The sequence below is a fragment of the Aliivibrio sp. S4MY1 genome (genome assembly GCF_028765545.1).
In the GTDB taxonomy this organism is placed as follows: domain Bacteria; phylum Pseudomonadota; class Gammaproteobacteria; order Enterobacterales; family Vibrionaceae; genus Aliivibrio.
Genome location: NZ_JARACP010000008.1, coordinates 187,370 through 210,950, shown reverse-complemented (window position 1 = coordinate 210,950; position 23,581 = coordinate 187,370). Strand labels below are relative to the sequence as shown.

The window sequence follows — 23,581 nt, the reverse complement described above, 5'->3', positions numbered from 1 at the left end:
ATTTATAATCATTAAGCCTCAATATTTATTGGGGCTTTTTTATGAAAATTATAAATGCGATGCTGTTCGTTAAGTATAGGCAGAAAAATGAGGCCACTACTATGATAGCGATCATTGCTATCATTTATAATATGGATTACGATCGCGCCAGTTTTTTTCTAGGGAATACAATATGATTATAATGATGTTGTTGAGTTTTGTAATTATCGCCGCGGTTTTGTGGTGGTTTTACAGTCGAGATAAAGCGACTTCTTTAAATCCAGCATGGATGATATTTTTTGTTGTTATCAGCATGATTGTTATTTTTTCTTCAGGCCTACGACCAGAAAAATTTGCTGTAAATAATAAAGCCATTACAGAGCCATTAGGCCCGTTGTCGTATAGCGATAAAATGCGTTATTTAGAAGATCAGTTAAAAGCATCACCTAATGATGCCGATCTTTGGTTTGAGATTGGCCAGGGGTATTTACTCAATGGCGAGTTTTCTAATGCAAGTATCTGTTTTGATTATGCACTGCGCCTTACTGATGAGCCAACAGCAAATCAATACGCAGCAAAGGCGACGACGTTATATTACGCTCACTCTCAAATTATTGATGAAGAAATCCAAGCCTTACTGGATAAAGTGTTAGAGCTAGATGAATATAACCAAGCAGCATTAACCTTAATTGCTTCTGATCATTTTGTGACATTCCGTTATCAAAAAGCGATTAATGCTTGGCAGAAAATTTTAGATTCAGAACGAGTGGATGTAGATAGGATTACGATCATTAATTCAATTAACCAAGCGAAAGAATTGATGCAAGCTCGTCGCTAGTTAAAGAGTTAAAGAGTTAAAGAGTTAAAGAGTTAAAGAGTTAAAGAGTTAAAGAGTTAAAGAGTTAAAGAGTTAAAGAGTTAAAAAGACAGAAAAGCCGACACTTTATAAGTTAAGTGTCGGCTTTTTTATTATTTGATAAGTGTATTAAAGCTCCGAGTGTATAAGACTAAGCTAAATCACATATTATTTAATCGGAGCGTAATCTCTTGATTCACGTTCTTTAGCTTGCTCTTCCCACTGTGGAACAACGGTTTCCAAGAAGTGTTTCTTCTCTGCATTCATTGCATCCATATCCATGCCTAATGCTTTTTGTGCAGCAGCTTTAGTTGAGATGTCTGGAATTGCAATAGGGTCTGTAATACCTTTTTTCGCAAGAAGACGAACTAACTTAGTACGAGCGTCTGCTGCTTTATCAACCGCAGTCCCCAATACTTCTAGGGCAACTTCAGGGGCATGCATATGTACGCCGTGTGAAGCAATCGCATAATCCCAACGCCATTGTGCATGACGAATATCTTGCAGGATTTGTTCCATCTCTTTTGCAGTTGCGCCGGCATCCCATGCAGCACCAGCTTCAAAATGAGCAGCAACGATTTGACGCTCCGCTGTGAGTTTCATCTTAAGTACTTGAGCTTTACGAGTAGCAACAACGCCTTGCAGCATTTCTTTAGATTGCGTGTGACAATTTGCACAAGTGTCTTCAAAGCGGTCAAACGGATTACCTACTTTATGGTCAGTGTAGACAGTGCCGTCTTCTTTTGTCACTTTTGGCATATGACAATCCACACAAGTTACTTTGTTCTTACCGTGAATACCATCTCGCCATGTTTCATAACCTGGATGTTGTGCTTTTAGCATTGGTGCTTTAGATACTTTATGCGTCCAGTCTTTAAAACCGATCTCATCATAATACTCTTCCATTTCATCAACCGTAGTCCCTTTATCCCAAGGGAATTTAACGGCTTTAGTTTTACCTGTGAAATAGTACTCTACGTGACATTGACCACAAACGGCAGCTTGTTGATCTAAACGAGATTGGTCACCAAAAGGTTTACCAATAGCATCCATAGCTCGCTCTACATGAGGCTTGGTTAATGCCAGTGCAGGACCACCATTTTTAAACTCTTCACTACGAGTATCGTGGCAATCGGCACAACCAATTGGGTTTTGGATTTCACTACCTAAGCGAGCCCATTTACCAGAGAAATAGCCATCTTCGCCTTGTTCTTCGATTACACGCCCAACATCAGGGCTTTTACAGCTCCAACATGCCATCGGCATAGGGCCTGATTTTTCATCGGTAGGGCCAGCAGTACGAAGGGTTTCTCTTACGTCATCGACAGCATAAAAGTGCCCACGAGCTTTGTTGTAGTCTTTAGCAAAACCGTAGCCAGCCCATAAGATCACCATGTTTGGATCTTCAGCTAATGCGTCTTCGATTTGCACACTGTCAGAGGTAGATCGCCATGTATCGTATTGATCGGCGTACTCAGTTGCATAGGCTTCATTGCGAGGGTCAACTCGCTCACTGTTTTCAGATGCAGCAAAGCTGTGGCTACTTAATAATAACGTAGCCACCATGGCAATTGCAGCGGCTGAACGACGGGTCCATTGCTTTTTCACTATTGTATCTCCAATATTCTTTTAATTAATTAGCCAAGCGTTGTGAAAGCGACTATCAATCAGAATTGGAAACTTTGCTTAGTGTAGCGTAAATGCAAGATGCTTATTTTTTCATCGAAGCTAGAGTTGATTTACATCAAGTTACATAAGTGATCTATATCACCAATAAAGACAACTAACCCTAAAGTGTTAACTTACATCTTTCTTGTTAAGAATGGTTCTTATTTTTGTGGAAATACAACAAGATAATGATTTATTGATGGCTATCACAAAAGAGGTATAAGCTGAGAATTAACTAGATACAAGTTGTATTATTTAGACACATTTAGTTATAAAATACATTTGTTAAGCGTTGTGGCTAAACTATCCAATGAGAATTGATACCAAAATCTGAAGGGAAATCTTCAGGATTACAATTACTCACCCTCCTATTTGTTCATGTTTTACAGCATCAAATAGTATGGAAAGGGAAGGATATATAATGGGCAAAGTCAAACTCGCCATAGCCACAATGTTGAAGCTTACCTTCGCATTTTGTCTCTATGGTTTGTCTCTGAATGTTGCAGCGGATGAATCGCCCCAAATTAAGGCCGATGCATCAACTCGACATGAGGTGACACTAATTCGTGACCGCGATTATGCGTGTACACAATGTCATAAAGATGAAAAAGAGACACTTAAGGGATCACACGGAGAAGAGTCATTTGCGATTCTTAAACGTGATGTGAATTGTGTTGAGTGTCATAAATCAATTGGGCCTGATCACCGAGAAGGCGCACCTCAAGTTACAAAATATTCTGCGGCACAATCAAAGCAAGGCACGGAAAAAGTGACCCTCTCGTTTGATGAAATTTTACAAGCTAATAGCCAATGTACTGATTGCCACACCTCAGAGAGATTACGAGACGACAGCTGGACGCATGACGTTCATGCTAAAAACTTAACTTGTTCATCTTGTCATGTCGTTCATGGAGAAAAAGAGGCTGTGCTTTCTTTTGATCATTCAACGAAGATTAAGATGTGTGTTGATTGCCACGCTGATTTTAATCAGAAAGAAAATAAGCTAGGAGAATAGTATGAGTTGTTCTAGACGAAATTTTTTAGCTGGTTCTGGTGCGGTTATCTTTACTACCGGAGTTGCAACGACGTCATTGATGAGCAGTAAAAAAACACTGGCTTACTCAATGGAAGATGGAACAAAACGTTATGGCATGGTCCATGATGAGAATGCATGTATTGGCTGTACAGCATGTACCGAAGCGTGTCGTGAAGTGAACAGTGTGCCAGAAGGCGTTTCTCGCTTAGAGATTATCCGTAGTGAACCTCGCGGGGAGTTTCCTGACGTTGATTATCGCTTTACACGTAAATCATGCCAGCATTGCGAAAACGCGCCGTGTGTGATGGTGTGTCCGACAGGTGCTGCTTATAAAGATGAAAAAACAGGAATTGTTGATGTTCATAATGAAAAATGTGTGGGCTGTGGCTATTGTTTAGCAGCGTGTCCTTATCAAGTTCGTTTCTTCAATCCTGTTACTAAATCTGCAGATAAATGTGATTTTTGTCGTGAGACTAATTTAGCACAAGGGAAGCAACCTGCTTGTGTTGAATCTTGCCCAACAAAAGCACTGATCTTTGGTGATTTAAACGATAAAGACAGCGAAATTAATACGGTATTAAATAATAACCCAGTATATCGTGACAAAGTGGATCTAGGCACCAAGCCTAAGCTGTATAAGATCCCAAATAAAAAAGGGGAGATTTAAGATGAGTGCATGGGAAGCTGCGTTTAATTTTGACTCTTTGGTATGGGATTGGATCATTGCGATCTATCTATTTTTAGCAGGCATGTCTGCCGGTGCGGTTATGATATCTATTTACTTAAAACGTAAAGTGATTGAAGGTAACCCTGCGGATAATGGCATTATCAAGGCGACGGCAATATTAGCGCCATTTGGTATTATTGCTGGTCTTACTATTTTGATTTTCCACTTAACTAAACCGTTATCTTTTTGGAAAATTATGATCTTCTTTAATCCAACGTCAGTAATGTCGATGGGGGTTATCTTATTCCAAGTGTATATGGTCGTATTGTTTGCTTGGATAGGGATCATCTTTAGAAAAGAGATCATGGCTTTCTTAAAAGGGAAGTTTGGTTTTATCGACACGATCTTGTTGAAGATTGAACAGTTTGAGAATGCATTAGAAATCTTCTTAGCGGTGCTAGCGGTTATGTTGGCGGCTTATACTGGTTTCTTATTATCAGCATTACAAACCTACCCAATGTTAAATAACCCGGTATTACCTATTTTATTCTTGTTCTCAAGTTTATCTTCAGGTGCCGCGGCGTGTTTACTGTTCGGTGTGCTTGGGTTTAAAGAATCAAGTCACAGCACATCTGTAAAGTGGATACATAACTTTGAGCGTCCAGTTGTGGTGTTTGAATTATTTGTATTAGTTACTTTCTTCACTGGATTAATCTTTAGTGGGGGCCAAGGGGAAGCGGCAGCGTGGGCTGCTATTGGTGGTGGCTTTTGGGGAACTTGGTTCTGGGTTGGGGTGATTGGCTTAGGTATGTTGACGCCATTAGCCCTTAATGCATTTGCGCCAAAAGAAGTCGCTCATGGCAAAGGCTTTATTTTTGTTGTGACATCACTAAGTTTACTTGGTGTATTAATGCTGCGTACGTTTGTGCTTTATGCAGGACAAATGACCGTCGTATAATGTGGTATCGCCATGCTAACGTTACTTCCCATATGGCGAGTAACAGGCATGGCGCTTTTATATCGGTTTAATTTTATCGAACTCAATGGAGCAGTATGATTGCTGAAATCGGTCAATTTTGGTTAATAGCAACGATGATCTTATCATTTGTCGCTATGGTCTCGGTTGGGTATGGCATTATTAAAAGTAACGAACGATGGTCAATGGCTATTTTTCCTCTTTCTTTATTAAGCTGTTTGTTCTGTATTCTATCTATTTCTGCGCTTGGTTATGGCTTTTATATCGATGACTTTTCAATCCGATACATTGCTGAACATTCTAATTCTGCTTTACCTGTCTTTTTTAAAATAGCGGCTATTTGGGGGGGGCACGAAGGCTCGTTACTGTTTTGGGTATTAACCTTAACCTTATGGGCAGGGCTTATAACGCTAAATAGAAAGCGGATTGAACAGGCTTATGTTATTCGTGTTTTATTGGTGTTAAATACGCTGATTGTGATTTTTTCCGCTTTTACACTTTTCGCTTCTAACCCATTCATCATCTATGTAAATACCCCAGTAGAAGGCCGAGATCTGAATCCAATGTTACAAGATATTGGATTGATATTTCATCCACCATTACTTTATTTAGGATATGTCGGTTTTGCCGCTACATTCTCTTTTGCTTTGGCGGCATTAATGATGAAAGAAGTTCCATCCGCATGGGTTCGTTATGCAAGAAATTGGACCTTACTGGCATGGGCTTTATTAACGGCAGGGATCAGTTTAGGTTCGTGGTGGGCATATTATGAATTAGGCTGGGGAGGCTGGTGGTTCTGGGACCCGGTAGAGAACGCTTCGTTATTACCATGGTTAACGGCAACCGCGTTATTACATACGTTAATTGTCAGCCATAAACAGCAACAGCTACTTAAAACCTCTGTCGTTTTAGCGTTGCTTACGTTTAGTTTGAGTATTCTTGGTACCTTTGTGGTGCGTTCGGGTGTATTGACTTCGGTTCACGCGTTTGCGGTTGATCCTACTCGTGGCATTATTTTGTTATTGATCCTTTTTGCTGTGCTTTTAGTTTCATTTTCTTTGTATGCACTTAAAAGTAAACAGCTAAATAGTAAATCGATCACTGAGTTGATGAGTCGCGATTTTCTTTTTTTATTGTTAGCAGGGTTGTTCTCAATAGCGACAATTACCGTGTTGCTAGGCACTTTTTATCCTATGATTTTTCAAATTTTAGGGTTAGGAAATATCTCTGTTGGTGCTCCTTATTTCAATCTACTGTTTGTGCCTATGGCGATAATAGCTCTGTTGATGATGGCAGTTTCAATTTTTGTCCAATGGCATAAAAAAACAGAAATCGCGACCAAAAGAAACGGCTTACTCTTGGGACTTGGTTCAATAATCTGTGGGTTTATTATCTACCGACTTCAATACAGTGAGCTGTTTGTTGTGCCATTGATTATTTGGGTATTAGCTGTCGCTGTTGTTGGAGGTTCATTATGGACAATAAAACAGTCACAAGGAAAAGCGCTTGGAATGGCAGTGGCACATATAGGCGTTGCCGTTGTGATGATTGGGGCGGCAATGAATGCTGAGCACTCTTTTGAAACCAGTGCGAAAATGGAACCAGGTATTACTGCGAAATTAGCCGATTATGAGATTACTTATGTAGAAACGGATTTGTTGGTTGCTTCAAACTATACTGCAGAACAAGCTAATTTAGTGATCAGTGAAGAGGGTAAGAAAATAGCAACAGTTCAGCCACAGCGTCGTCATTATCAAGTACGTGTGATGAACATGAGTGAACCTGCTATGCATTGGTTTTGGCATGGTGATATCTATGTCACTTTGGGTGAAAAACTTAAAGATGGTAGCTTCGCGCTTCGCTTACAATATAAAGCGTACGTAAGATGGGTATGGTTTGGCTCTATCCTAATGGCATTAGGTGGTATTATCGCCATCATTAAAAAGAAAAAAGCGGAAGAAGCATAAAGGCACTCTTGATGAAAACAGGTTCTAAGAAAACAATAGCGAAAATAGGCCTAGCCGTTAGTGTATGTATTGGTATTTTTATCGTATTACTTAGCGGATTAGAAACCAAAGAATCAAGTATCTCAACAGCGATGGTGGGTGAGAGTGTCCCTGCTTTTGAATTGCCAGAAGTTATGGATACGTCTGTATTATTAAATGAATCGTTATTTCAGCAACAGCCATTAACCTTGCTAAACGTTTGGGCAGCTTGGTGTGGCATTTGTAAAACCGAGCATCAGTTTTTACATCAATTAAAAGAACAGGGCATAACCATCATTGGCTTAGACTATCGAGACGATCGCATTGCGGCGAAACAAGTGTTAGAGCAGACAGGATCACCATACCAAGCCGTGATTTTCGATCCAAGAGGATCACTTGCAATGGATTTAGGTGTTTTTGGCACACCGACGACTTTTTTAATTGATCAGAATGGAGTGATATTACATCGATTTACTGGCGCTTTAGATGAGAAAAAATGGCAACGTGAATTTGCTCATTTCTTTAAGGAGTCATAATGAAACGATGCAAAGAATTACTGTTCTTGATTATTGTAATATTTAGCTCGGTATCCGTTCAGGCAAATTCTGATAATGGTTCAAGCTTGTTTGTTGGCGCGGATAAAGAGGTAATTGAAAGCGTCGAGCTGTTTGAATTTAATTCACCACAAGAGCAGAAGCGTTCTATCGATTTAGCGAAACAATTGCGTTGCCCTCAATGCCAAAACCAAAATTTAGTCGAGTCAAATTCGCCAATAGCCAAAGATTTACGCTTGGAAGTTTATCAGCAAATAAAAGCAGGTAAGAGTGATAAAGAAGTGGTGGCATTTATGACGCGTCGTTTTGGGGATTTTGTTTTATATGAACCGCCATTAAATGCGAAAACCTATGTGCTTTGGCTATTGCCGTTATTGCTGCTTATTGGTTTTGGTATTATGGCGGTTAAATCAGTGAAGAAGAATCGTAAAGAGTCTTCCTAGCTTGCTATCGCTGCGGGCTCTGCTTCATAAGACCATTCAACACAATACTTTGCTAATATTTCTAATGAATCCAAACAATGATGCGGTGACTGTAAATTTTGCTCAGCTAGCGCTACTGGGATTTCAGTGCAACCAAGAATAATCGCTTCTGCGCCTTGGGATAACATATCTTTAAATACAGGTAGCATTAACGCTTTCCCTTTTTCAATGTTTCCAGCTTTAACTTCGTAGATACCTTGCATAACTGCTTGTTGCTGCATGTCATTAGTTTCAATCACATCAATATCATACTGGTTGAGCTTCTGTTGATACATCCTTGCTTTCATTGTTGCTGTTGTTGCAAGTAATCCAACCGTTTTATGTTTACGTATTTGGGTCTCTTGTACAACGCTATCAATAATACTAATGGTATGAACATGGCTAGTCGCACTTAACTGTGAATACCAATAATGTGCAGTATTACATGGAATAACAATGCACTCAGCTCCTGATTGCTCTAGTTGATCAAAGCTGTGTTTTAATTCAGGATAAGGATCTTCACCATAGCCCATAATAAATGCTGTTCTATCCGGAATTTGTGGAACACTACTCACTACCATTGGAATGTGTTCTTGATCATTATGTGCTGGTGTCTGAGTTATTATTTTCATCATAAACTCAACGGTTGCTAATGGCCCCATCCCACCTAAGATACCTAATTTTTTATTCATAATATTATTCCTTCAATAAATTTATCGTATCGATTTAGTGTTAAAGAACAGCAGGAGCTAGTAGAAAACCAACGCCAATTGCGACGATGACACCAGTTAGCCCTGGTAACATAAATGGATGGTCGAAAATGTTTTTCCCCATTCGAGTTGAACCTGTTGAGTCAAACTCGATAGCGGCCAAAGAGGTTGGATATGTTGGTAGAACAAAGACACCAGTTACTGCGACAAATGATGCCAAAATAGCCCAATGTGGGACGTTCAAACTAAGAGCTAAGGGAATGATAAGAGGAGTGGTTGCACCTTGAGACATTAATAATGTGCAGGTTCCAAAAAGAACGAGAGACAGCAGCATTGGGTAAGAGTGAAGTAATGAACCAGCAAACTCTTTTATTTCAGGTAGGTGTGCATTAACAACGGTAGAGCCCATAGTTACGATACCTAGAATCACAGCAACAGAGCTCATGCCTGAACGAAATGTCGTGGTACGAATAATACGATCAGGGTGGATATTGCACATTGGCACCATTAAGCACGCCGCAGCAAACATGCTTACAATAATAATGTCTCGTGTTGACATCACATCACCGCTTGGAAAAACAGGACGAAGGGATGGAATGGCAGCATAGATAACGATTGCACAGGTAGCTAATGCAAAGAACATTACAGAATATTTGGCTTTTGGATCTATCAGTTCAGTCGTTTTGGTTATTTGTTGTTTGTTTTCTTTTTGAATTTTTTGGTAAACAACATCGTCTTTTAACTCACAGCCTTGGCGAGAAGCAACAAAAGCAGCAACCATAGCAGCGATAAAAGAGGCGGGTAAACAAATAGCCATGATCTCTAAAAAGCTAACGCCAGCAGGCTCCATGATAGAAATCATTGCAGCCATTGCCGCAGAAATCGGAGAACCCGAAATGGCCACTTGAGATGCCACAACCGCAGCAGAAAGTGGTCTAGATGGTCTTTCACCGATTTCTTTAGCGACTTCAGATATTACAGGAAGAGTAGAGAATACGGTGTAACCAGTACCCGCCATAATGGTCATACACCAAGTAATCATTGGTGCTAATACATTGATGTATTTTGGATGGCGACGCATTAAGTTACCAGCGTGATGAACCAACCAATCCATTCCTCCAGCCGCTTGCATTGTTGATGCAGCTGTTACCACAGACATGATGATCAAAATAACATCGATAGCAGGAGCGCTAGGTTCAAGTCCTAACCCAAGTGTTAATATCGCGAGCCCAAGACCTCCCGCTAAACCAACACCGAGGCCACCCATTTTTAGTCCCCAATAGATACAAATTAACACAACAGATATCTCGATTATTACCGACATACAACATCCTTTTTATATTAAATAGTTAAGTTTTTTAAATTAATTTTGCTAATGCAGAAGTTGAATAAATCATGTCAGTCGTTGTGGTTTTTGTTAAATGCTAAGAATTATAGTTGTATGTCAAATCGGCATAGCTAAAAGCGTAAAAATTAGAATTAACTCTCAGTAAGTCGTTTTTTGGATGATTTTTATACGTTGCAGATGAAATTGTTTTCTTTGAAAGTGATTTATTAGAGTTATCTAGCATAAAAAAATTATGTAAATCGTAATAATGCATTTTAGGAATAGTGATGTTCGTCCCTTTAAAGGACAGTGAGAAAATGAGATGAATGTAGAAAGTAAATGGCTAGAAGATTTCTTAGTGCTAGCAAAAGTGCGGAACTTTTCTAAAGCCGCGGCATTAAGGAATGTAACTCAACCCGCGTTTAGTCGACGGATTCGTTTATTAGAAGATACCGTGGGTGCTGAGTTGATTGATCGAAAAAGTAAACCGATTGAGTTAACGCCCAGTGGAAAACTATTTCGGATCACGGCGCGAACATTGGTTAATCAAATAATGACGGGTATTAATCAAATTTCAGATTTATCCCGATTGGGAGGTAACGTTGTACAAATCGCGGCTGCTCATTCATTAGCTACAAGTTTAATTCCTACAATACAAAGCTTGTTGCCAGAGAGTGATTACAAACCGATATTAAGTGTTGAGGCAATTGATGTAGATCAGGCGATCAAAGAATTAAGAGAGGGCGCGTGTGATATTTTATTAGCATTTGATGACGAGATCCTAAGATTGCCGCCTTATCAATCTCAATTACTGTCTAAAACCGAATTATTGCCAGTTAGTGCATGTAACGAGCAAGGCAAGGCGATCTTTAATTTTGATAGTGGAGATCCTTTACCATGGTTAGCTTATAGCTCAACGTCATACATGGGGAGACAAGTTGAAACAGTGCGAGAGCAAGTGCAATTGAATCCTATATTCTCGTCATCAATGACTGATATGCTAAAAATGCTGGTACTTGATAAGCAAGGTATTGCTTGGTTGCCTGCTTATAGTATTAAAGATGAATTAAAACAAAAAAAAGTCGCAATTATTGGCGAACCAACATTGCGACTTTCTATTGAGTATTACGCTTATCGCTATCAAGCGAGGTTACATCCAGCAGGCGAGAAGGTCTGGAGTATTTTGTGTGAAATAGAGTCTTAGTTTTTACCTATAGGCGCTTTTTCTAAACAAATTGTAGGAACACATAAGATTAAGACGGACGCGCTGATAATTGAAGCAATCAGATCTAAAGGCCAGTGCATACCAAGCCAAATACGACTAAAACCAACACCTACTCCCCAAGTAATGACGGCAGTGGTTAAAAGATAGTGCTTATGACGTAATAAAAATCCGCCCCAAAATAAGACACAGATTGCAGCAAATATAGTGTGTCCAGATGGAAATGAATAGTTAGTGCTTGCTCGCCATTGTTCAATACGGGCTGGGCTCACTCTGTTTTCTGTATGGCTAATCAGTGCTTGTTTGCTGTCTTCATCTAATGAATAAAAACGTTCAGTACTGTCAATAAGATCAACTTGTACTAAGGCTTGTGTATATGGACGCGGGATCTCTGTTATTGCTTTTACACCGCTTTTAAGCATAAAGCTCAATACGAGAAGAATGCCAAACTGTAGATACAAAGAGAGTGTTTTTTTTATAGATAATCGCTGAATAATAGGGATTGAACAGAGAATCGCTAAGGTAAGAATAAATAGGTATTCACCTGCTGAACGACTCAACCATTTAAGAAGTTTATTTTCAAACGGCGGTAATGATGCGAATAAATCAGGAGCAGGGGTCAGTAGTAAAATCGTCCCCATAACTGAAATAAACAGAAAAAAAGCGATTAATTCGTAAATGCGATGTTTAGGAGAAAAAGAAAAAAACATAATTAATTATTTTATAAGGTAGTGAGTGAAATGAGTGTATCGTGATTAACGTTTTTATAGTCAAAATAAAGTAAGGAAAAGCGTTCATTAGAACGATTAATTATTTTATGGTTCAATGCAATGACATATTTACGCATTCTTAGGCAAAACTGATAGGTCGTTCAACGAATACAGATTCTCATTCTGAAGAGCTTTTTTTTGTATATAAATCATGCTCTAATTACCGTTCTATTATTATTTGGTATCAACATGGATTCAGTTATTCGTCGAGCGAAAGAAATCGATTTGTTTTGCTTAAATTCAATGATGTATCAGTTGCATGATGAGCATCATCAACAGTGCCCTGAATTATTTAAAACGGCTTCTGAGATAGAAGAAGAGAAAAGCATCTCTCGTTATTTAGATGACCCTGACTGCATAGTATATGTGGCAGAGTTTAACGGTGCAGTTATTGGATTTGTTACCGCGCATTTTTGTGAATTAGTTTCAACGGTAAGTAAGCCGGTGATGATGGCTACCATAGATGAGCTGTACGTAGAATCAACGTATCGTAGAAATGGCATTGCTGAAGAATTAATGGCACGAATTGAGCAAGAATTAAAGGATTATGGAGTAAAAGAACTCTTTGTTGAAGTTTGGAATTTTAATCAAAAGGCATTAGATTTTTATAATCAGCAAGGCTTAAAAGATCATATTCATTATTTACGTAAATCTTTAAAAGAGGATGAAATATGAAGCAGTTTTTTACTTTGATGTTATTTCTTTCAACATTTTTTTCAGCACTTTTTTCTATACCAGCAATAGCCGATGAAACACTAAATTCAAAAGGCGCGGTATGCGTTGTTGATGATGGCTTTCGAGTAGTTTTGATTGAAGAGTTAATTACGGGGAAGTTATCATTACCCGGAGGGGGCATTGATAAGGGAGAAACGGCCAGAGAAGCCGCTGAGCGAGAAACATGGGAAGAAGCTGGCTTAGTTGTGACAGCAAAAGAAATCTTACACCAAGATGAAAAGGCTATAATTTATCGTTGCACCAGTGATTCCGATATTATTGTATTTGATTTAGAAACCAGTAATGGCTTTTATCGAATACCATCGTGGTTTTCTCCTCATTATGGTATTGAAACCGAAGCAGTTTATTTAACTGAACCTTATAAAATAAAACATGAGAAATATCGTTATCCAGAACAGTTGGAGTTACTTCAGAGTTGGTTTGCTAAACCGCTAGAGAGTGATAATAGAATTACTTGGGTTAACAACTTAGTTGATCAAGCATCAGATATACACCAAGTAGAATTAGAATTGTTAATGTCATTACGAGAAAGCATAGACAGTTTGCCTATTTTAGCGAACATTAGCATTAAAATGTTTTTTATTATGATTAGTGAAACGAGTTCAGATACTTTTTTCTACTTTCTATTTATTGTTGCTCTGGTGTATTTGGGACGGGAGACTGCACTGATATTATTATTCAGTATTATTTTAAGCGTTATTCTTACTGAACTTGCTAAACAAGGGTTGGCATTACCACGACCATTTGTTTATGTGCCGCAATTGCAGCTTACCCAAGCTAATGGATTTGGAATGCCAAGCATGAACGCCATGCTGTCTGTTGTTATTTATGGGGTGTTTTATCTTTCATTAAAGAGAAAACAATTATCGACGTTGAGACTATATCGGTATGCCTGTCTTTTTGTGGGGCTGATCATTGTGCAGTCAATTTCACGAGTATGGTTAGGCGTTCACTTTTTAACAGATTCTATTGTAGGTCTTGCATTGGGCGCGATGGTTATTCTCCATTTTTCGAGTTTACAGCGTAAGCATGGTGATTTGTTATATCGTGTAATAGCAGGTCTGCCATTTTGGTTAATTATGTCGTTCGTAACCAGTGGTATTGCTTTTATTATGCTGTATATGAATTATTTATATATGGCAGTGTTATCTTGGGCTGTAGTTTTAGCCATTGCGCTATCGAAAGCGCAGCCGATACTTAACATAAAAGACTGTTTAATGACTTTGTGTGTTTTGTTAGTTGTGATAGTAGCTATACGTTTTAGTGCCGGTTTATTATTAGATACATTAGAAGCAAGTTCGGTTATTGTTTTAGTTATAAAATCAGTTGAAAACTTCGCGCAAATATTTATGGTCATCACGATGTCAGCGTGGTTGCCACGTTATTTAAGTGTTCGTAGAAAGGCTTGATAAGATTAGTGGTTGCCTTAGTTAACGAAGGCAACCACAATTAAGTCATAATAAAAGAAGCGGATAGGTTTATTTAGAATGCTCTTCTAGCCATTCTAATGCGTCATTTTGTACAGAAATTCGTTGTGTTTTATACAGTTTTTCGCCAGTAAAATCTCGATATGTGTCTGCTTCAGGATAAGCCTTCGCAGCTGCTAAATTAAACCAGAAATACGCCTTTTCCATATCTTGTTTAACCTCAATACCTTTAAAATATAGAAAGCCAAGATTGCGCATTGAGGTCGCATTACCTAATTCAGCTGCTTGGACGTACAGCAATTCAGCTTGATTAGTATTTTGAACTAATCCTTTGCCTTGTAGATACAAGTCTGCAAGATTATTCATAGCATTACTGTTATTCATCTCAATTGCTTTATTGTACCAATTGGTAGCTGTCGTAAACTTATTCTGTGATTCATATACTTTACCAAGGTTATAGTAAGCCATTGAGCTTTCATTTTTGGCCGCTTTAGTAAAATATTGAATGGCTAAGTGCGCATTAACATCAGTACCAATACCTTTCGCATACATCACGCCTATTTTATTTTGAGCTTCAATTGACCCATTGTTTGCAGCGCTTGTTAACCAGGTAATCGCATCTTTATAGTTATCTTGGTTTAAATAGGCAGTGCCTTTTAAGTAATCTTGATGTGCTTCTGTATTAGCCAACGCTAAGGAGGAGCATAATGACGCAGATAATAGGAGTGATTTTAATATTAATTTCATTACAGAACCAAAGAGTTAGCTAATATAGAATGATATGTTATCAATAAAATTAGAGGACAGCGAGAGATAATAGGGCAATGAATTGAATAAAATAATGTTTTTTGAACGTAGAAGCTCTTTGAGAATAAGAGCTTCTATTTAAAATTTATTGGCTCTGCACAGCGATACGTGGAGGCAGTATATTGGATTTTCTAAATTCTTGCATAACGCGTAGAGTAATGTCGGTCTCAAATAGTTTTTCTACTTTAATATCAACCACATAAGCTTTACAGGTGAGTTGGATCGCTAAATAGTTATCAGTAATAGTTTGTTTAACTAAAACAACAACCGGTTTCGGTAAGTGTATATAACGACTAGAAGATGCCGCTTCTTGGATAATATCGCGCGCAGTATTAATATCTTGATCCATACCAATATAGAAAGGGATCACCACTTGCATATCTAATGCCCCATAGTTTCCACTTACAACAACATCATTTAAGAATTTATTGTTCGGGATCGTAATAATATCATCAGTTAAGGTTTGCATTCTTACTGAACGCAATCCGATAGTAATAATATCGCCATAGTGTCCTTCAAATGTGACTCTGTCACCAACTTGGAAAGGCCGATCAATCATAACGGTTAAGCCTGCAATAAAAGAAGCAGTAAGATCTTTTAAAGCGAAACCAACTGAAACGGCAATTGTACCGCCTATTAATGCCAGAACTCTTTCATCAACACGAAAACTGAGCATGAATACGGCCATACCAGTAGACATATAAATAAAGAATTGAAAGAAGGATTGTAATTTTTGCATCAGCATACGGCGTTGAGCAAATTGACTACTGATCCCATCAACAATCGATTGAGTAAAGCGCAATAATAGCCAAGCGACAAATACAATAACGAATGAAAACGCGACACCGCTCCAGCGAATTAAACTGGCAAATTGGTGTAAGTTATCGATAGATTGGGCCTCTTCAGCAAAGGCTGCACTACCAAAAGTGATCGTAATGAAAAATATAAGTAATCGAAGCATATCATTTCACCAGTAAGTGTTGACGATGTAAAACATTTGTAATGTGGCGGAACCAATGATCAGAAATACGAGCCTTATCATCACTCCATTCAATATAGCCGCGGCTTTGAAAGTATCTAAGTGTGCTGATGACTTCAGCCATACTTAATCGACTGCACTCACACAGGTCTTCTGGAGAAGCAATTTCAAGCTGAACAATAGAGCGAAGAACGGCAAGCATCGGCTTGGGCATAGCTTCTAAGTCGTCTGAGTGCGGGGCTCTGAATAATCGAACTAAAACGGCATCAGTGTCCTTATCCTTATGTAACGATAAACGGAAAAAGCGCAATGCGACAGTTGGGTTACCATCAGAGTAATCCCACAAAATACGATAAAAGCCGTTTTTAGCTCGTTCTTCTTCTGTTAAGTTTTCTTCATCCCATTGTCTTGGTAGCACTAAGCCATCAAAAGAAATTGAAGGTGTTTTTTCATTCGTTTCTGCTGCTTGTGTGGTGGTAATGCGAGATTCGAGCAACTGACCAATTTGTTTTTCATCCCATTTAGGCATAAAGGTAACAAGATCAAATAATAGACGTTCGCCACGGGCGCGATCAATGAAACGCCAGCTTGATTTTTCGATAGCTAATACAACTCGATGGCTTTTTCGAGCACGACGAAGTAGGTTGGTTAATTTCATTAAATCTGATAAACCATTTACTTTCGGTTTGACTAGGCGCTGCGTATTATCAAAAGCCAATAGATAGCAAGTATCACTGTTACGTAAATGCTGAAGAATATCTCTTTCTGTTGATTCTTCAGATAACCCTAACTGTTTTGCGAACTCTGGTAATAAAGCAGAGTACCCATCATATGGGCAATTTAAGTAGAGAGGCTGTGCATTTTTTACTTTATTAAGTAAGCGTTTTAGTAAGGTTGTTGTACCTACACCTCGTTCGCCAGAAAGTACACATACTGCTGGACTGTCAGTTAATAGGTAACCTGACAGGGCTGTCATTTCTTCTTTAGCATAATCTTCAATTAATACGGACTCTTCAGAACCTGGAGATATGTAATCAAAAGCAGCGGTACCTTTGATTCGAACAAGATTAGACTGTTCACGAGAAACTTCGGTTTGTTTAGCCACTTCTATTCTAAATAAATACGCTAAAGCATGGCTAAATGCAGCGTATTGAGATAATACACTAATAACGCTGTGTTGAATCGCTCGCCATGAAAGCCAAGCCGCAGCACATGCTGTAGCAATAATTGAGATTAAAAATGTTTTTTGGTTACGAGCTGCCCACTGTATTGATACTGGTAATGGTTCAATATGATTAATTCTATCAAAAACAATCGTCCGCCATTGTTTTAGAGTATAAACCGTTAAAAGAACAAAGAATAAATAGACTAAAGAATTAATCCAAGCATAAATAGTACCTTGTCCTAGTGTTCTTGAAGATATTTGTAAAATGACACCAGCAACAATAATCCCCCAAACGTAATGACGGATAGACGCTAGACGTAAGGTAATAATTTCTTTTTTATTATGCTTACTATTACGATAAATAAATTCAAGGATAAAACTTACCGCTATTGAACCACCCAATACCCACCATGTAAATATTTCCAAAAATATTAGGTGCTGTAAGCTTGGTAGTGTTGAAATAATACGTAGTGTGACAGTAATAAGAAGTAACCAAGCTATTGCTTTATGTGCTCGAGTTAGGTACCAAATGCCTCGGATAAATAAGTTAGGTTTATTGGTTCCTTCAAGTTTTGATTTTTTGAAGTCTTTAATTAGACGGACGCTATTTCTAAACCACCAACTAAAAATAAAGAAGACACAAAGTACTTTAAAAATAACGCTAATGATAGGAACTGGAGATATTCTCAAATCACGCAATAAGTTTTTAAAACTGCGAATTTGGTAATGAATGTAATATTCGATATTTAATTGAGTAATGGTTAATTCAGAATAAAATTGAGTTACCCCATATGGACCAAACCCTGTTAATTGTTCTCTTGTAGTTTGATCCGTTAATTTTAGTAATTGTTGTTTACTTAAGTTTAACGAACTTAACGATTTGTGATTATTTTCAACCAATAACCAATTCATCTCATCTGGCGCTTTTCTATAGTTTTTTAGAGCAGTGTTAAGCTCCCCTGCATGTTTTTTTTGCTGAGAGATCGTTGTTGATAGTAGCCGTTTTACTTGCGCGTAATCATGACTAGAAAAAAAATGTTGTTCTGGTAGTGCTCTAATATCATTTTCAATTGTTTGAACGTGAGGGCTAATTTTTATTGGTTGCTCATCAGAAAGTCCCCAGCTTGCAAAGCTAAGGTGTGAGAAGATAAAAAGAGACGCAAACAAATAGTAATGAGACGTTTTTTTCATATAAGCCATAAAATGAATGATTTGTTTATAACCTTAGCTAATTTTTGCTAAAAGAACAGTAACAAAGCTAGGAATTCTAAATAAAAAACGCTCAAACTGTGTTGTTTTGTGTGTCTGCGTACATTTTCATAAGAAATAGCAAGATAAAGCTAGATTTGTAAAAGGTATTCATTCTAATTGAGTGTGAAAATCATTAGAATAGGTTTATAAAAACGTGTTCCATTTTTCGATGATATTGATATGTATTGGTTCTTATTTTTTTGCAGCGTATTTTGCTTAATTGTTATGATATGGCATTTTCACTCTGTTGATAAAAAAAGGTTAACAAGAGCTCGATGTAAACAGCATGACTTGCATGCATCTACGCCAGCTACTTTTGATGATGAAGCAGATAGACAGGATAAAATAAATAGAGCGAATAGCGGGAATATTACAGCACAGTTGGCACTAGGGGCTGATTTAGAGCTTATTGTTCAAAACGGGGCGATAAAGTGGTACCTTAAAGCGGCTGAGAAAAATAGCCAACAAGCTTTTTATGCGTTAGTTCGACTGTATGATGATAATTATGATGATCCTGAAGCCTGCGAAAAGTCTAAATATTGGGCTGCGCGACTTGGTGACTCAACAGGAAAACAAAGTTCTACTTTTATTTTAGGTAAACTTTATCTAGAAGGATTAGGGTGCGAGAAAGATATAGAGTTAGGGTTAAAAACTATTACTACCTTAGCATTAAATGATCATCTTGAAGCTCAATTATTTCTCGCTCAATGGTACCAAAGGCAGCAAGAGGGACATCCTGAAGGATTCTACTGGATGTTACGAGCTGCTTATCAAGATGATCCTAAAGCAATGGTTACCGTTAGTTCTTGTTACTATCACGGAATAGGAGTAAAGAAAGATATCTATAAAGCGATTTATTGGACAGAACGTGGTGGAGAGCTTAAAAGCCCTGAATCACAATACCGTTCTGCTCAATATAACCAAAAAGTGTCTTCTTCTCATAATGCAGTCGCTTACATCTGGGCTTATCTTTCTGCAGCTAATGGGCATGAAGAAGCTCATAGTTTAAAGAACGATTTAGAGGCAAGTTTACCTCTGGAAAACTTATTAACGATTCAAAATGTAGCTCGTAAGCTGCATGTGTTAATGGATGAGAAACCAGTAAAGAAGCATTCGGTAATACGTTTACTTAACAAGTTTTATGTTAGAGAGAATTACTTACCTACAGAAGACATTAATGATGAATGTGCGATATATACTAGTTAGTGTGTTTCTGGTGTATGAGCGAACCCTAGAACAATAGATACAAAAATGCCAGCCTGTGAAGGCTGGCATTTTTTATGTTTATCGAATGCTTATCGATTAATCATCACGCATAATACCAAGAATGCTTAGTAGGCTGATGAAGATATTGTAGATAGAAACATACAGCGTAATCGTTGCTGAAATGTAGCTTGTTTCACCACCACGGATGATTGATTGTGTTGTTAATAGAATCGCACCTGTAGAGAATAGAATGAACATGCCACTCATTGCAAGGTGTAATAAAGGCATTTGTAGGAAGATATTTGCTACCATGCCAATTAGAAGAACAACAAAACCAGCCATTAACACGCCATTAAGGAATGATAAATCACGCTTAGTTGTTAATGCGTAAGCCGATGCAGCCATGAAAGAAAGGGCTGTGCCACCAAGTGCTGTTAAGATCACATCACCCATACCTGCACCAATGTACATGTTAAGGATTGGACCGATCGTGTAGCCTAGAAAGCCTGTAAATAAGAAAGTAAATACAAGACCCATGCTGTTGTTACGGTTCTTTTCTGTTAAGAACAATAGACCGTAGAAACCAACAAGCATAATGATAATACCTGGGCGAGGTAAGTTCAGTGCCATTGATACACCAGCAACAAGTGCTGACCATAACAGTGTCATTGATAGTAAAAAGTAAGTATTACGTAATACTTTATTTGTTTGTAGAGCCGACTCTTGAGTATGAGTTTGGCCGAACATTTGATTATTCATCGTATTCCCCTTGGAATGGACAGACATAAATATATAGACAGTTATGGCGCTTATAGTTCAAAAAATCAAGTTTGTTCGCGTTTTTGAACTGAATTAATTGAGCTGGAAACCATTTTACATCAGTGTATTAACTTAGCTTGCGTACTTTGTAAGCATCTGTAACAAGTGATAAATTCACCTGGCTAGTGGTTATAAGTACTTTCGTGGTCTTATGTTATTGAAGTTAACAAGTTTGTGAATAAATACCTTCTTTTATGAAAGCAAGGTATAGTGCTCTCAGAGAATAAAAATTAAGGATAAGAGCAGTAATGAGATATTTTCCCATTTTTATGGATATTCAAAAGCGACCAGTATTAGTCATTGGTGGTGGGGAAGTGGCGTGTCGAAAGATAGATATGCTATTGCAAGCAGATGCAGATATTACCGTGGTGGCCCCCTCGATTAAATCTTACCTAATGAATTACGTTGAAGAAGATAAGATTCATTATATAAAAGGTTTTTATCATAGCGATTTACTTGCAAAACAATCATATGTTCAAGTGTGGGCAACGACTGACAACTCAGAGTTGAATCATCAAGTTTATCGAGACGCTCATCATGCGCGTATTTTAGTCAATGTTGTCGATGATACACCGCATTGTGATTTCATTACGCCATCAATGGTAAATCGCGGACGTGTTCAAGTTGCAATATCTAGTGGCGGGTCGTCACCTGTTTTAATTAGAATGATACGTGAGCAAATAGAAACTCAATTGTCTTCTAAGATTGCTATGTTAGCTGATTTTGGTGCTGATAAGAGAAATGTTATTAAGCAGCATTTTATGACGGTTGACGAGCGTCGTAAGTTTTGGGAAACATTTTTACGATCTCCTGAAGTCGAAAAGTTAACAACACGAAATGAATTAGAGCAGTTATTTTCGCAGTACTTATCATCTAATGTCGAAACAAAGGCTGAACGAAATTGGATCGAATATCATCAAGAGACAGAGATGCTAACGTTAAAATCGTTACGTTTAATGCAGCAAGCAGAGTGGATGATTTGTTTTAATGATTGTCCTTCAGAGTTTGTGGAATTATGTCGTCGTGATGCAGAGCGTCTTTATGTCGATACAGAGCAAGAGATTGCAGAGTACTTACAGCAAGCTGAAGTGGAAAATATACGAGTCACGATCTTATTAAAAAAAGGACATTTACTGCGAAATACAACGTTACAAGCTTACTTATCAAGTGACATTTATGTACCAACGCTTTAAGGAGGACTAAATGCAATACTTGATGATAAAAGACGCCATAGAAGAGCAAATAGAAAGTGGAATGCTAAAATCTGGACATAAGTTGCCATCAGAGAGAGTGCTTGCAGAATCTTTCTCAACCACTCGTATAACTCTGCGTGAGGCGCTCAATCATTTAGCTCTATCAGGTAAAGTATATAAAGAAGAGCGTCGTGGTTGGTTTGTTTCTACAGATACATTGAGCTTTAATCCTGTAACCGACACTGACTTTGCTAAGGTATGCCAAAAACAAAAATGGCATTACGCTGTAAGTAGTATAAGCGCACAAAGGGTATTAGCACCGAAAGAGATTGCAGAAACGTTACAGTTGCCGCCATTTTCATACGTAATAATGCAGACTAAATTGTGGACCATTGAAGGAAGAAAGGCCGCAGTTCAATATCAGTATACACCTGAAAAACAGTTTTCAAACATAGCAATGATAGACGAAGATGCGAATCTTACTGAGTATTTAAAAGTGCATTATTTGTGCGAAAGTCAAAAGAATAGAGTGAAAGTCGAAGTGGTACCAGCGACTGAATTAGAGTCAAGTACGTTAAATATCAGTAGTGGTAGTATGCTAATGTCTATTACTCAAACAGCAATAAATAACCAAAATATCAGCTATTTATTGCAAGTGCTTCGAATTTCCCATGATCTAGTCACAATTGAAATAGAGTAATAGTTTCGTAATTAAAAAGGTGATATTTGTTTGATTTGATTAATAAGCTCTCCCTCGGTCAGAGGCTCAGAGTTTAGATCAAATTCAGCAGAGGCTCCGCCTTTTAACATATAAACCCTAGTTCCGCAGTGGTCATAGTGGTACCACTTTCCATCAATACATACATCGGTATAGCATTTAGGGTTTCTTAATAAAGTCATAATAGCGCTCCCTGATACATTTATTTAACAAAGTTAAAATATCGTGCAATCAAGGGCAGTTGTTTGATTTAAATCAAAGTGCTTTGATTTTATACTCAATATGCGACTAAAGTATTATCTTAAAAGCTTTGGAGTCTGGGTTCCAGCAACAGGGCGGTTAACTGAAATTGTTCTTCCTTTTTTAAGGCCTTTCTCATAATCTGCAGTAATATTCGCCATCGCTTCTTTTAGTTGTTGCTTAAAAGTTTCACGGTCAATATTTTTAAATTCTTTATCGATGTAATCATTGATCTTGTTTGCTGATTCGTCATCGGGTGCAATTACGGGTAATTTTTCAAGAGCGCCTTCAATCCAGCCGGCTAAAAATGAATTCACTCGTTTAGTGACTTCGAGTTGTCCTTTGCCAGAGCCTGCAAAACTATTTTTAAACTGGCCGGTTTGCTCATTCATTTCACGGTAAACAATATCGAAGGCAAAAGCCGCGAAAATAGCACGATCAGCAGAACCAATAAATTCGACTTTTTTTAGCCCTTTATGGTTTAGCAATACCGCTTCAACACCAAATCGGGTATTGATACCACGAATTATTTTTAAAATATTGCTGCCAACGTTACTCGGAAGTAGATGAGTACTTTGGGTTTTCCCCATCTTGATAAATTCAATATCATCTTTTTCAAGGCCATATTTAAGCATAAGGCGATGCGCCATCTTAATGGCTTGAGCTGCTTCATTCACATTAGCTGAATTACCAAGTTCAAGACATTTAGCGATCTTTTTTAGAGCCTTTTGCTTTGTAGACGACATAGATTTACCTTACTTTTTACGGGGCCGTTATTTTACCTGTCTCTTATTTAATTTGGAAGGTATTTGGTATTCAAAAGATGCAGA

23 protein-coding genes are annotated in these 23,581 nt (G+C 38.0%); 13 read left to right on the top strand and 10 right to left on the bottom strand.

Translation table 11 applies throughout. The features are described from left to right. The first annotated feature begins 172 nt into the window (after positions 1 to 172). A complete protein-coding gene (locus PVK71_RS11110; protein ID WP_274418527.1) occupies positions 173 to 817 on the top strand; it encodes a TPR domain-containing protein in 645 nt (214 codons plus the stop codon). A gap of 186 nt (positions 818 to 1,003) precedes the next feature. On the opposite strand, the gene nrfA is transcribed toward PVK71_RS11110, so the two are convergent. Further along, the gene (gene nrfA / locus PVK71_RS11105; protein ID WP_274418526.1) at positions 1,004 to 2,443 is read right to left on the bottom strand and encodes an ammonia-forming nitrite reductase cytochrome c552 subunit; all 1,440 of its coding nucleotides are present in this window, start codon (positions 2,441 to 2,443) and stop codon (positions 1,004 to 1,006) included. 481 nt (positions 2,444 to 2,924) lie between these two features. On the opposite strand from nrfA, the gene nrfB reads away from it, so the two are divergent. The 6 genes from nrfB (at position 2,925) to nrfF (ending at position 8,164) form a co-directional block, all read left to right on the top strand. Beyond that, on the top strand, positions 2,925 to 3,518 hold the full coding sequence (nrfB, locus tag PVK71_RS11100) for a cytochrome c nitrite reductase pentaheme subunit (RefSeq protein ID WP_130087683.1): 594 nt from the start codon (positions 2,925 to 2,927) through the stop codon (positions 3,516 to 3,518). A gap of 1 nt (position 3,519) precedes the next feature. Beyond that, the gene (nrfC, locus tag PVK71_RS11095) at positions 3,520 to 4,206 is read left to right on the top strand and encodes a cytochrome c nitrite reductase Fe-S protein (RefSeq protein ID WP_130045588.1); all 687 of its coding nucleotides are present in this window, start codon (positions 3,520 to 3,522) and stop codon (positions 4,204 to 4,206) included. Position 4,207: 1 nt separating this feature from the next. Further along, a complete protein-coding gene (gene nrfD, locus PVK71_RS11090) occupies positions 4,208 to 5,164 on the top strand; it encodes a cytochrome c nitrite reductase subunit NrfD (protein WP_274418521.1) in 957 nt (318 codons plus the stop codon). A gap of 95 nt (positions 5,165 to 5,259) precedes the next feature. Then, positions 5,260 to 7,149, top strand: a complete 1,890-nt coding sequence (locus tag PVK71_RS11085; protein WP_274418519.1) for a heme lyase CcmF/NrfE family subunit — start codon at positions 5,260 to 5,262, stop codon at positions 7,147 to 7,149. 11 nt (positions 7,150 to 7,160) lie between these two features. Continuing rightward, positions 7,161 to 7,703 (top strand): DsbE family thiol:disulfide interchange protein, encoded by a 543-nt coding sequence (locus PVK71_RS11080; RefSeq protein ID WP_274418518.1) that lies wholly within the window; start codon positions 7,161 to 7,163, stop codon positions 7,701 to 7,703. Beyond that, on the top strand, positions 7,703 to 8,164 hold the full coding sequence (gene nrfF / locus PVK71_RS11075; RefSeq protein WP_274418517.1) for a heme lyase NrfEFG subunit NrfF: 462 nt from the start codon (positions 7,703 to 7,705) through the stop codon (positions 8,162 to 8,164). Before PVK71_RS11080 ends, nrfF begins: the two co-directional genes overlap by 1 nt. Here the strand turns inward: nrfF and PVK71_RS11070 are convergent. Together PVK71_RS11070 and PVK71_RS11065 are read right to left on the bottom strand one after the other, a co-directional pair. Beyond that, entirely contained in the window at positions 8,161 to 8,874 is a 714-nt protein-coding gene (locus PVK71_RS11070; RefSeq protein ID WP_274418516.1) for an aspartate/glutamate racemase family protein, read from the bottom strand. The two genes, nrfF and PVK71_RS11070, sit on opposite strands and share 4 nt — an antisense overlap. A gap of 40 nt (positions 8,875 to 8,914) precedes the next feature. Next, positions 8,915 to 10,216 carry an anaerobic C4-dicarboxylate transporter gene (locus tag PVK71_RS11065; protein ID WP_130045593.1) on the bottom strand — a complete coding sequence of 434 codons (1,302 nt, stop codon included), beginning with the start codon at positions 10,214 to 10,216 and terminating at the stop codon, positions 8,915 to 8,917. Between the two features lie 325 nt (positions 10,217 to 10,541). Here PVK71_RS11065 and PVK71_RS11060 point away from each other — a divergent pair, with 325 nt between their 5' ends. After that, entirely contained in the window at positions 10,542 to 11,423 is an 882-nt protein-coding gene (locus PVK71_RS11060) for a LysR substrate-binding domain-containing protein (protein WP_274418514.1), read from the top strand. Here PVK71_RS11060 and PVK71_RS11055 read toward each other — a convergent pair. Beyond that, positions 11,420 to 12,151: a phosphatase PAP2 family protein gene (locus tag PVK71_RS11055; RefSeq protein ID WP_274418512.1), complete on the bottom strand. Its 732-nt coding sequence runs from the start codon at positions 12,149 to 12,151 to the stop codon at positions 11,420 to 11,422. The genes PVK71_RS11060 and PVK71_RS11055 overlap by 4 nt on opposite strands. Before the next feature lie 249 nt (positions 12,152 to 12,400). Between PVK71_RS11055 and PVK71_RS11050 the strand changes: the two genes are divergently transcribed. Together PVK71_RS11050 and PVK71_RS11045 are read left to right on the top strand one after the other, a co-directional pair. After that, the gene (locus tag PVK71_RS11050) at positions 12,401 to 12,886 is read left to right on the top strand and encodes a GNAT family N-acetyltransferase (protein ID WP_130045596.1); all 486 of its coding nucleotides are present in this window, start codon (positions 12,401 to 12,403) and stop codon (positions 12,884 to 12,886) included. Beyond that, positions 12,883 to 14,355 carry a bifunctional NUDIX hydrolase/phosphatase PAP2 family protein gene (locus PVK71_RS11045; protein WP_274418511.1) on the top strand — a complete coding sequence of 491 codons (1,473 nt, stop codon included), beginning with the start codon at positions 12,883 to 12,885 and terminating at the stop codon, positions 14,353 to 14,355. The genes PVK71_RS11050 and PVK71_RS11045 overlap by 4 nt, the downstream gene beginning before the upstream one ends. A 69-nt stretch (positions 14,356 to 14,424) precedes the next feature. On the opposite strand, the gene PVK71_RS11040 is transcribed toward PVK71_RS11045, so the two are convergent. From PVK71_RS11040 to PVK71_RS11030, 3 genes are all read right to left on the bottom strand, one after another. Further along, the gene (locus tag PVK71_RS11040; RefSeq protein WP_274418510.1) at positions 14,425 to 15,120 is read right to left on the bottom strand and encodes a tetratricopeptide repeat protein; all 696 of its coding nucleotides are present in this window, start codon (positions 15,118 to 15,120) and stop codon (positions 14,425 to 14,427) included. A gap of 145 nt (positions 15,121 to 15,265) precedes the next feature. Beyond that, positions 15,266 to 16,141, bottom strand: coding sequence for a mechanosensitive ion channel family protein (locus PVK71_RS11035; RefSeq protein ID WP_274418509.1), 876 nt, complete (start codon positions 16,139 to 16,141; stop codon positions 15,266 to 15,268). Between the two features lies 1 nt (position 16,142). Next, entirely contained in the window at positions 16,143 to 18,515 is a 2,373-nt protein-coding gene (locus PVK71_RS11030; RefSeq protein ID WP_274418508.1) for an ATP-binding protein, read from the bottom strand. Positions 18,516 to 18,800: 285 nt separating this feature from the next. Here PVK71_RS11030 and PVK71_RS11025 point away from each other — a divergent pair, with 285 nt between their 5' ends. Continuing rightward, the gene (locus tag PVK71_RS11025; protein ID WP_274418507.1) at positions 18,801 to 19,781 is read left to right on the top strand and encodes a tetratricopeptide repeat protein; all 981 of its coding nucleotides are present in this window, start codon (positions 18,801 to 18,803) and stop codon (positions 19,779 to 19,781) included. Between the two features lie 96 nt (positions 19,782 to 19,877). Here the strand turns inward: PVK71_RS11025 and PVK71_RS11020 are convergent, their stop codons facing one another. Further along, on the bottom strand, positions 19,878 to 20,540 hold the full coding sequence (locus PVK71_RS11020; RefSeq protein ID WP_045102312.1) for a Bax inhibitor-1/YccA family protein: 663 nt from the start codon (positions 20,538 to 20,540) through the stop codon (positions 19,878 to 19,880). 308 nt (positions 20,541 to 20,848) lie between these two features. On the opposite strand from PVK71_RS11020, the gene PVK71_RS11015 reads away from it, so the two are divergent. After that, a complete protein-coding gene (locus PVK71_RS11015; protein WP_274418505.1) occupies positions 20,849 to 21,793 on the top strand; it encodes a precorrin-2 dehydrogenase/sirohydrochlorin ferrochelatase family protein in 945 nt (314 codons plus the stop codon). Between the two features lie 10 nt (positions 21,794 to 21,803). Continuing rightward, positions 21,804 to 22,493, top strand: a complete 690-nt coding sequence (locus PVK71_RS11010) for a GntR family transcriptional regulator (RefSeq protein WP_274418504.1) — start codon at positions 21,804 to 21,806, stop codon at positions 22,491 to 22,493. Between the two features lie 11 nt (positions 22,494 to 22,504). On the opposite strand, the gene PVK71_RS11005 is transcribed toward PVK71_RS11010, so the two are convergent. Then, the gene (locus PVK71_RS11005) at positions 22,505 to 22,693 is read right to left on the bottom strand and encodes a hypothetical protein (RefSeq protein WP_130045603.1); all 189 of its coding nucleotides are present in this window, start codon (positions 22,691 to 22,693) and stop codon (positions 22,505 to 22,507) included. Between the two features lie 114 nt (positions 22,694 to 22,807). Then, entirely contained in the window at positions 22,808 to 23,497 is a 690-nt protein-coding gene (locus PVK71_RS11000; RefSeq protein ID WP_274418502.1) for a DUF2786 domain-containing protein, read from the bottom strand. Positions 23,498 to 23,581 lie beyond the last annotated feature (84 nt).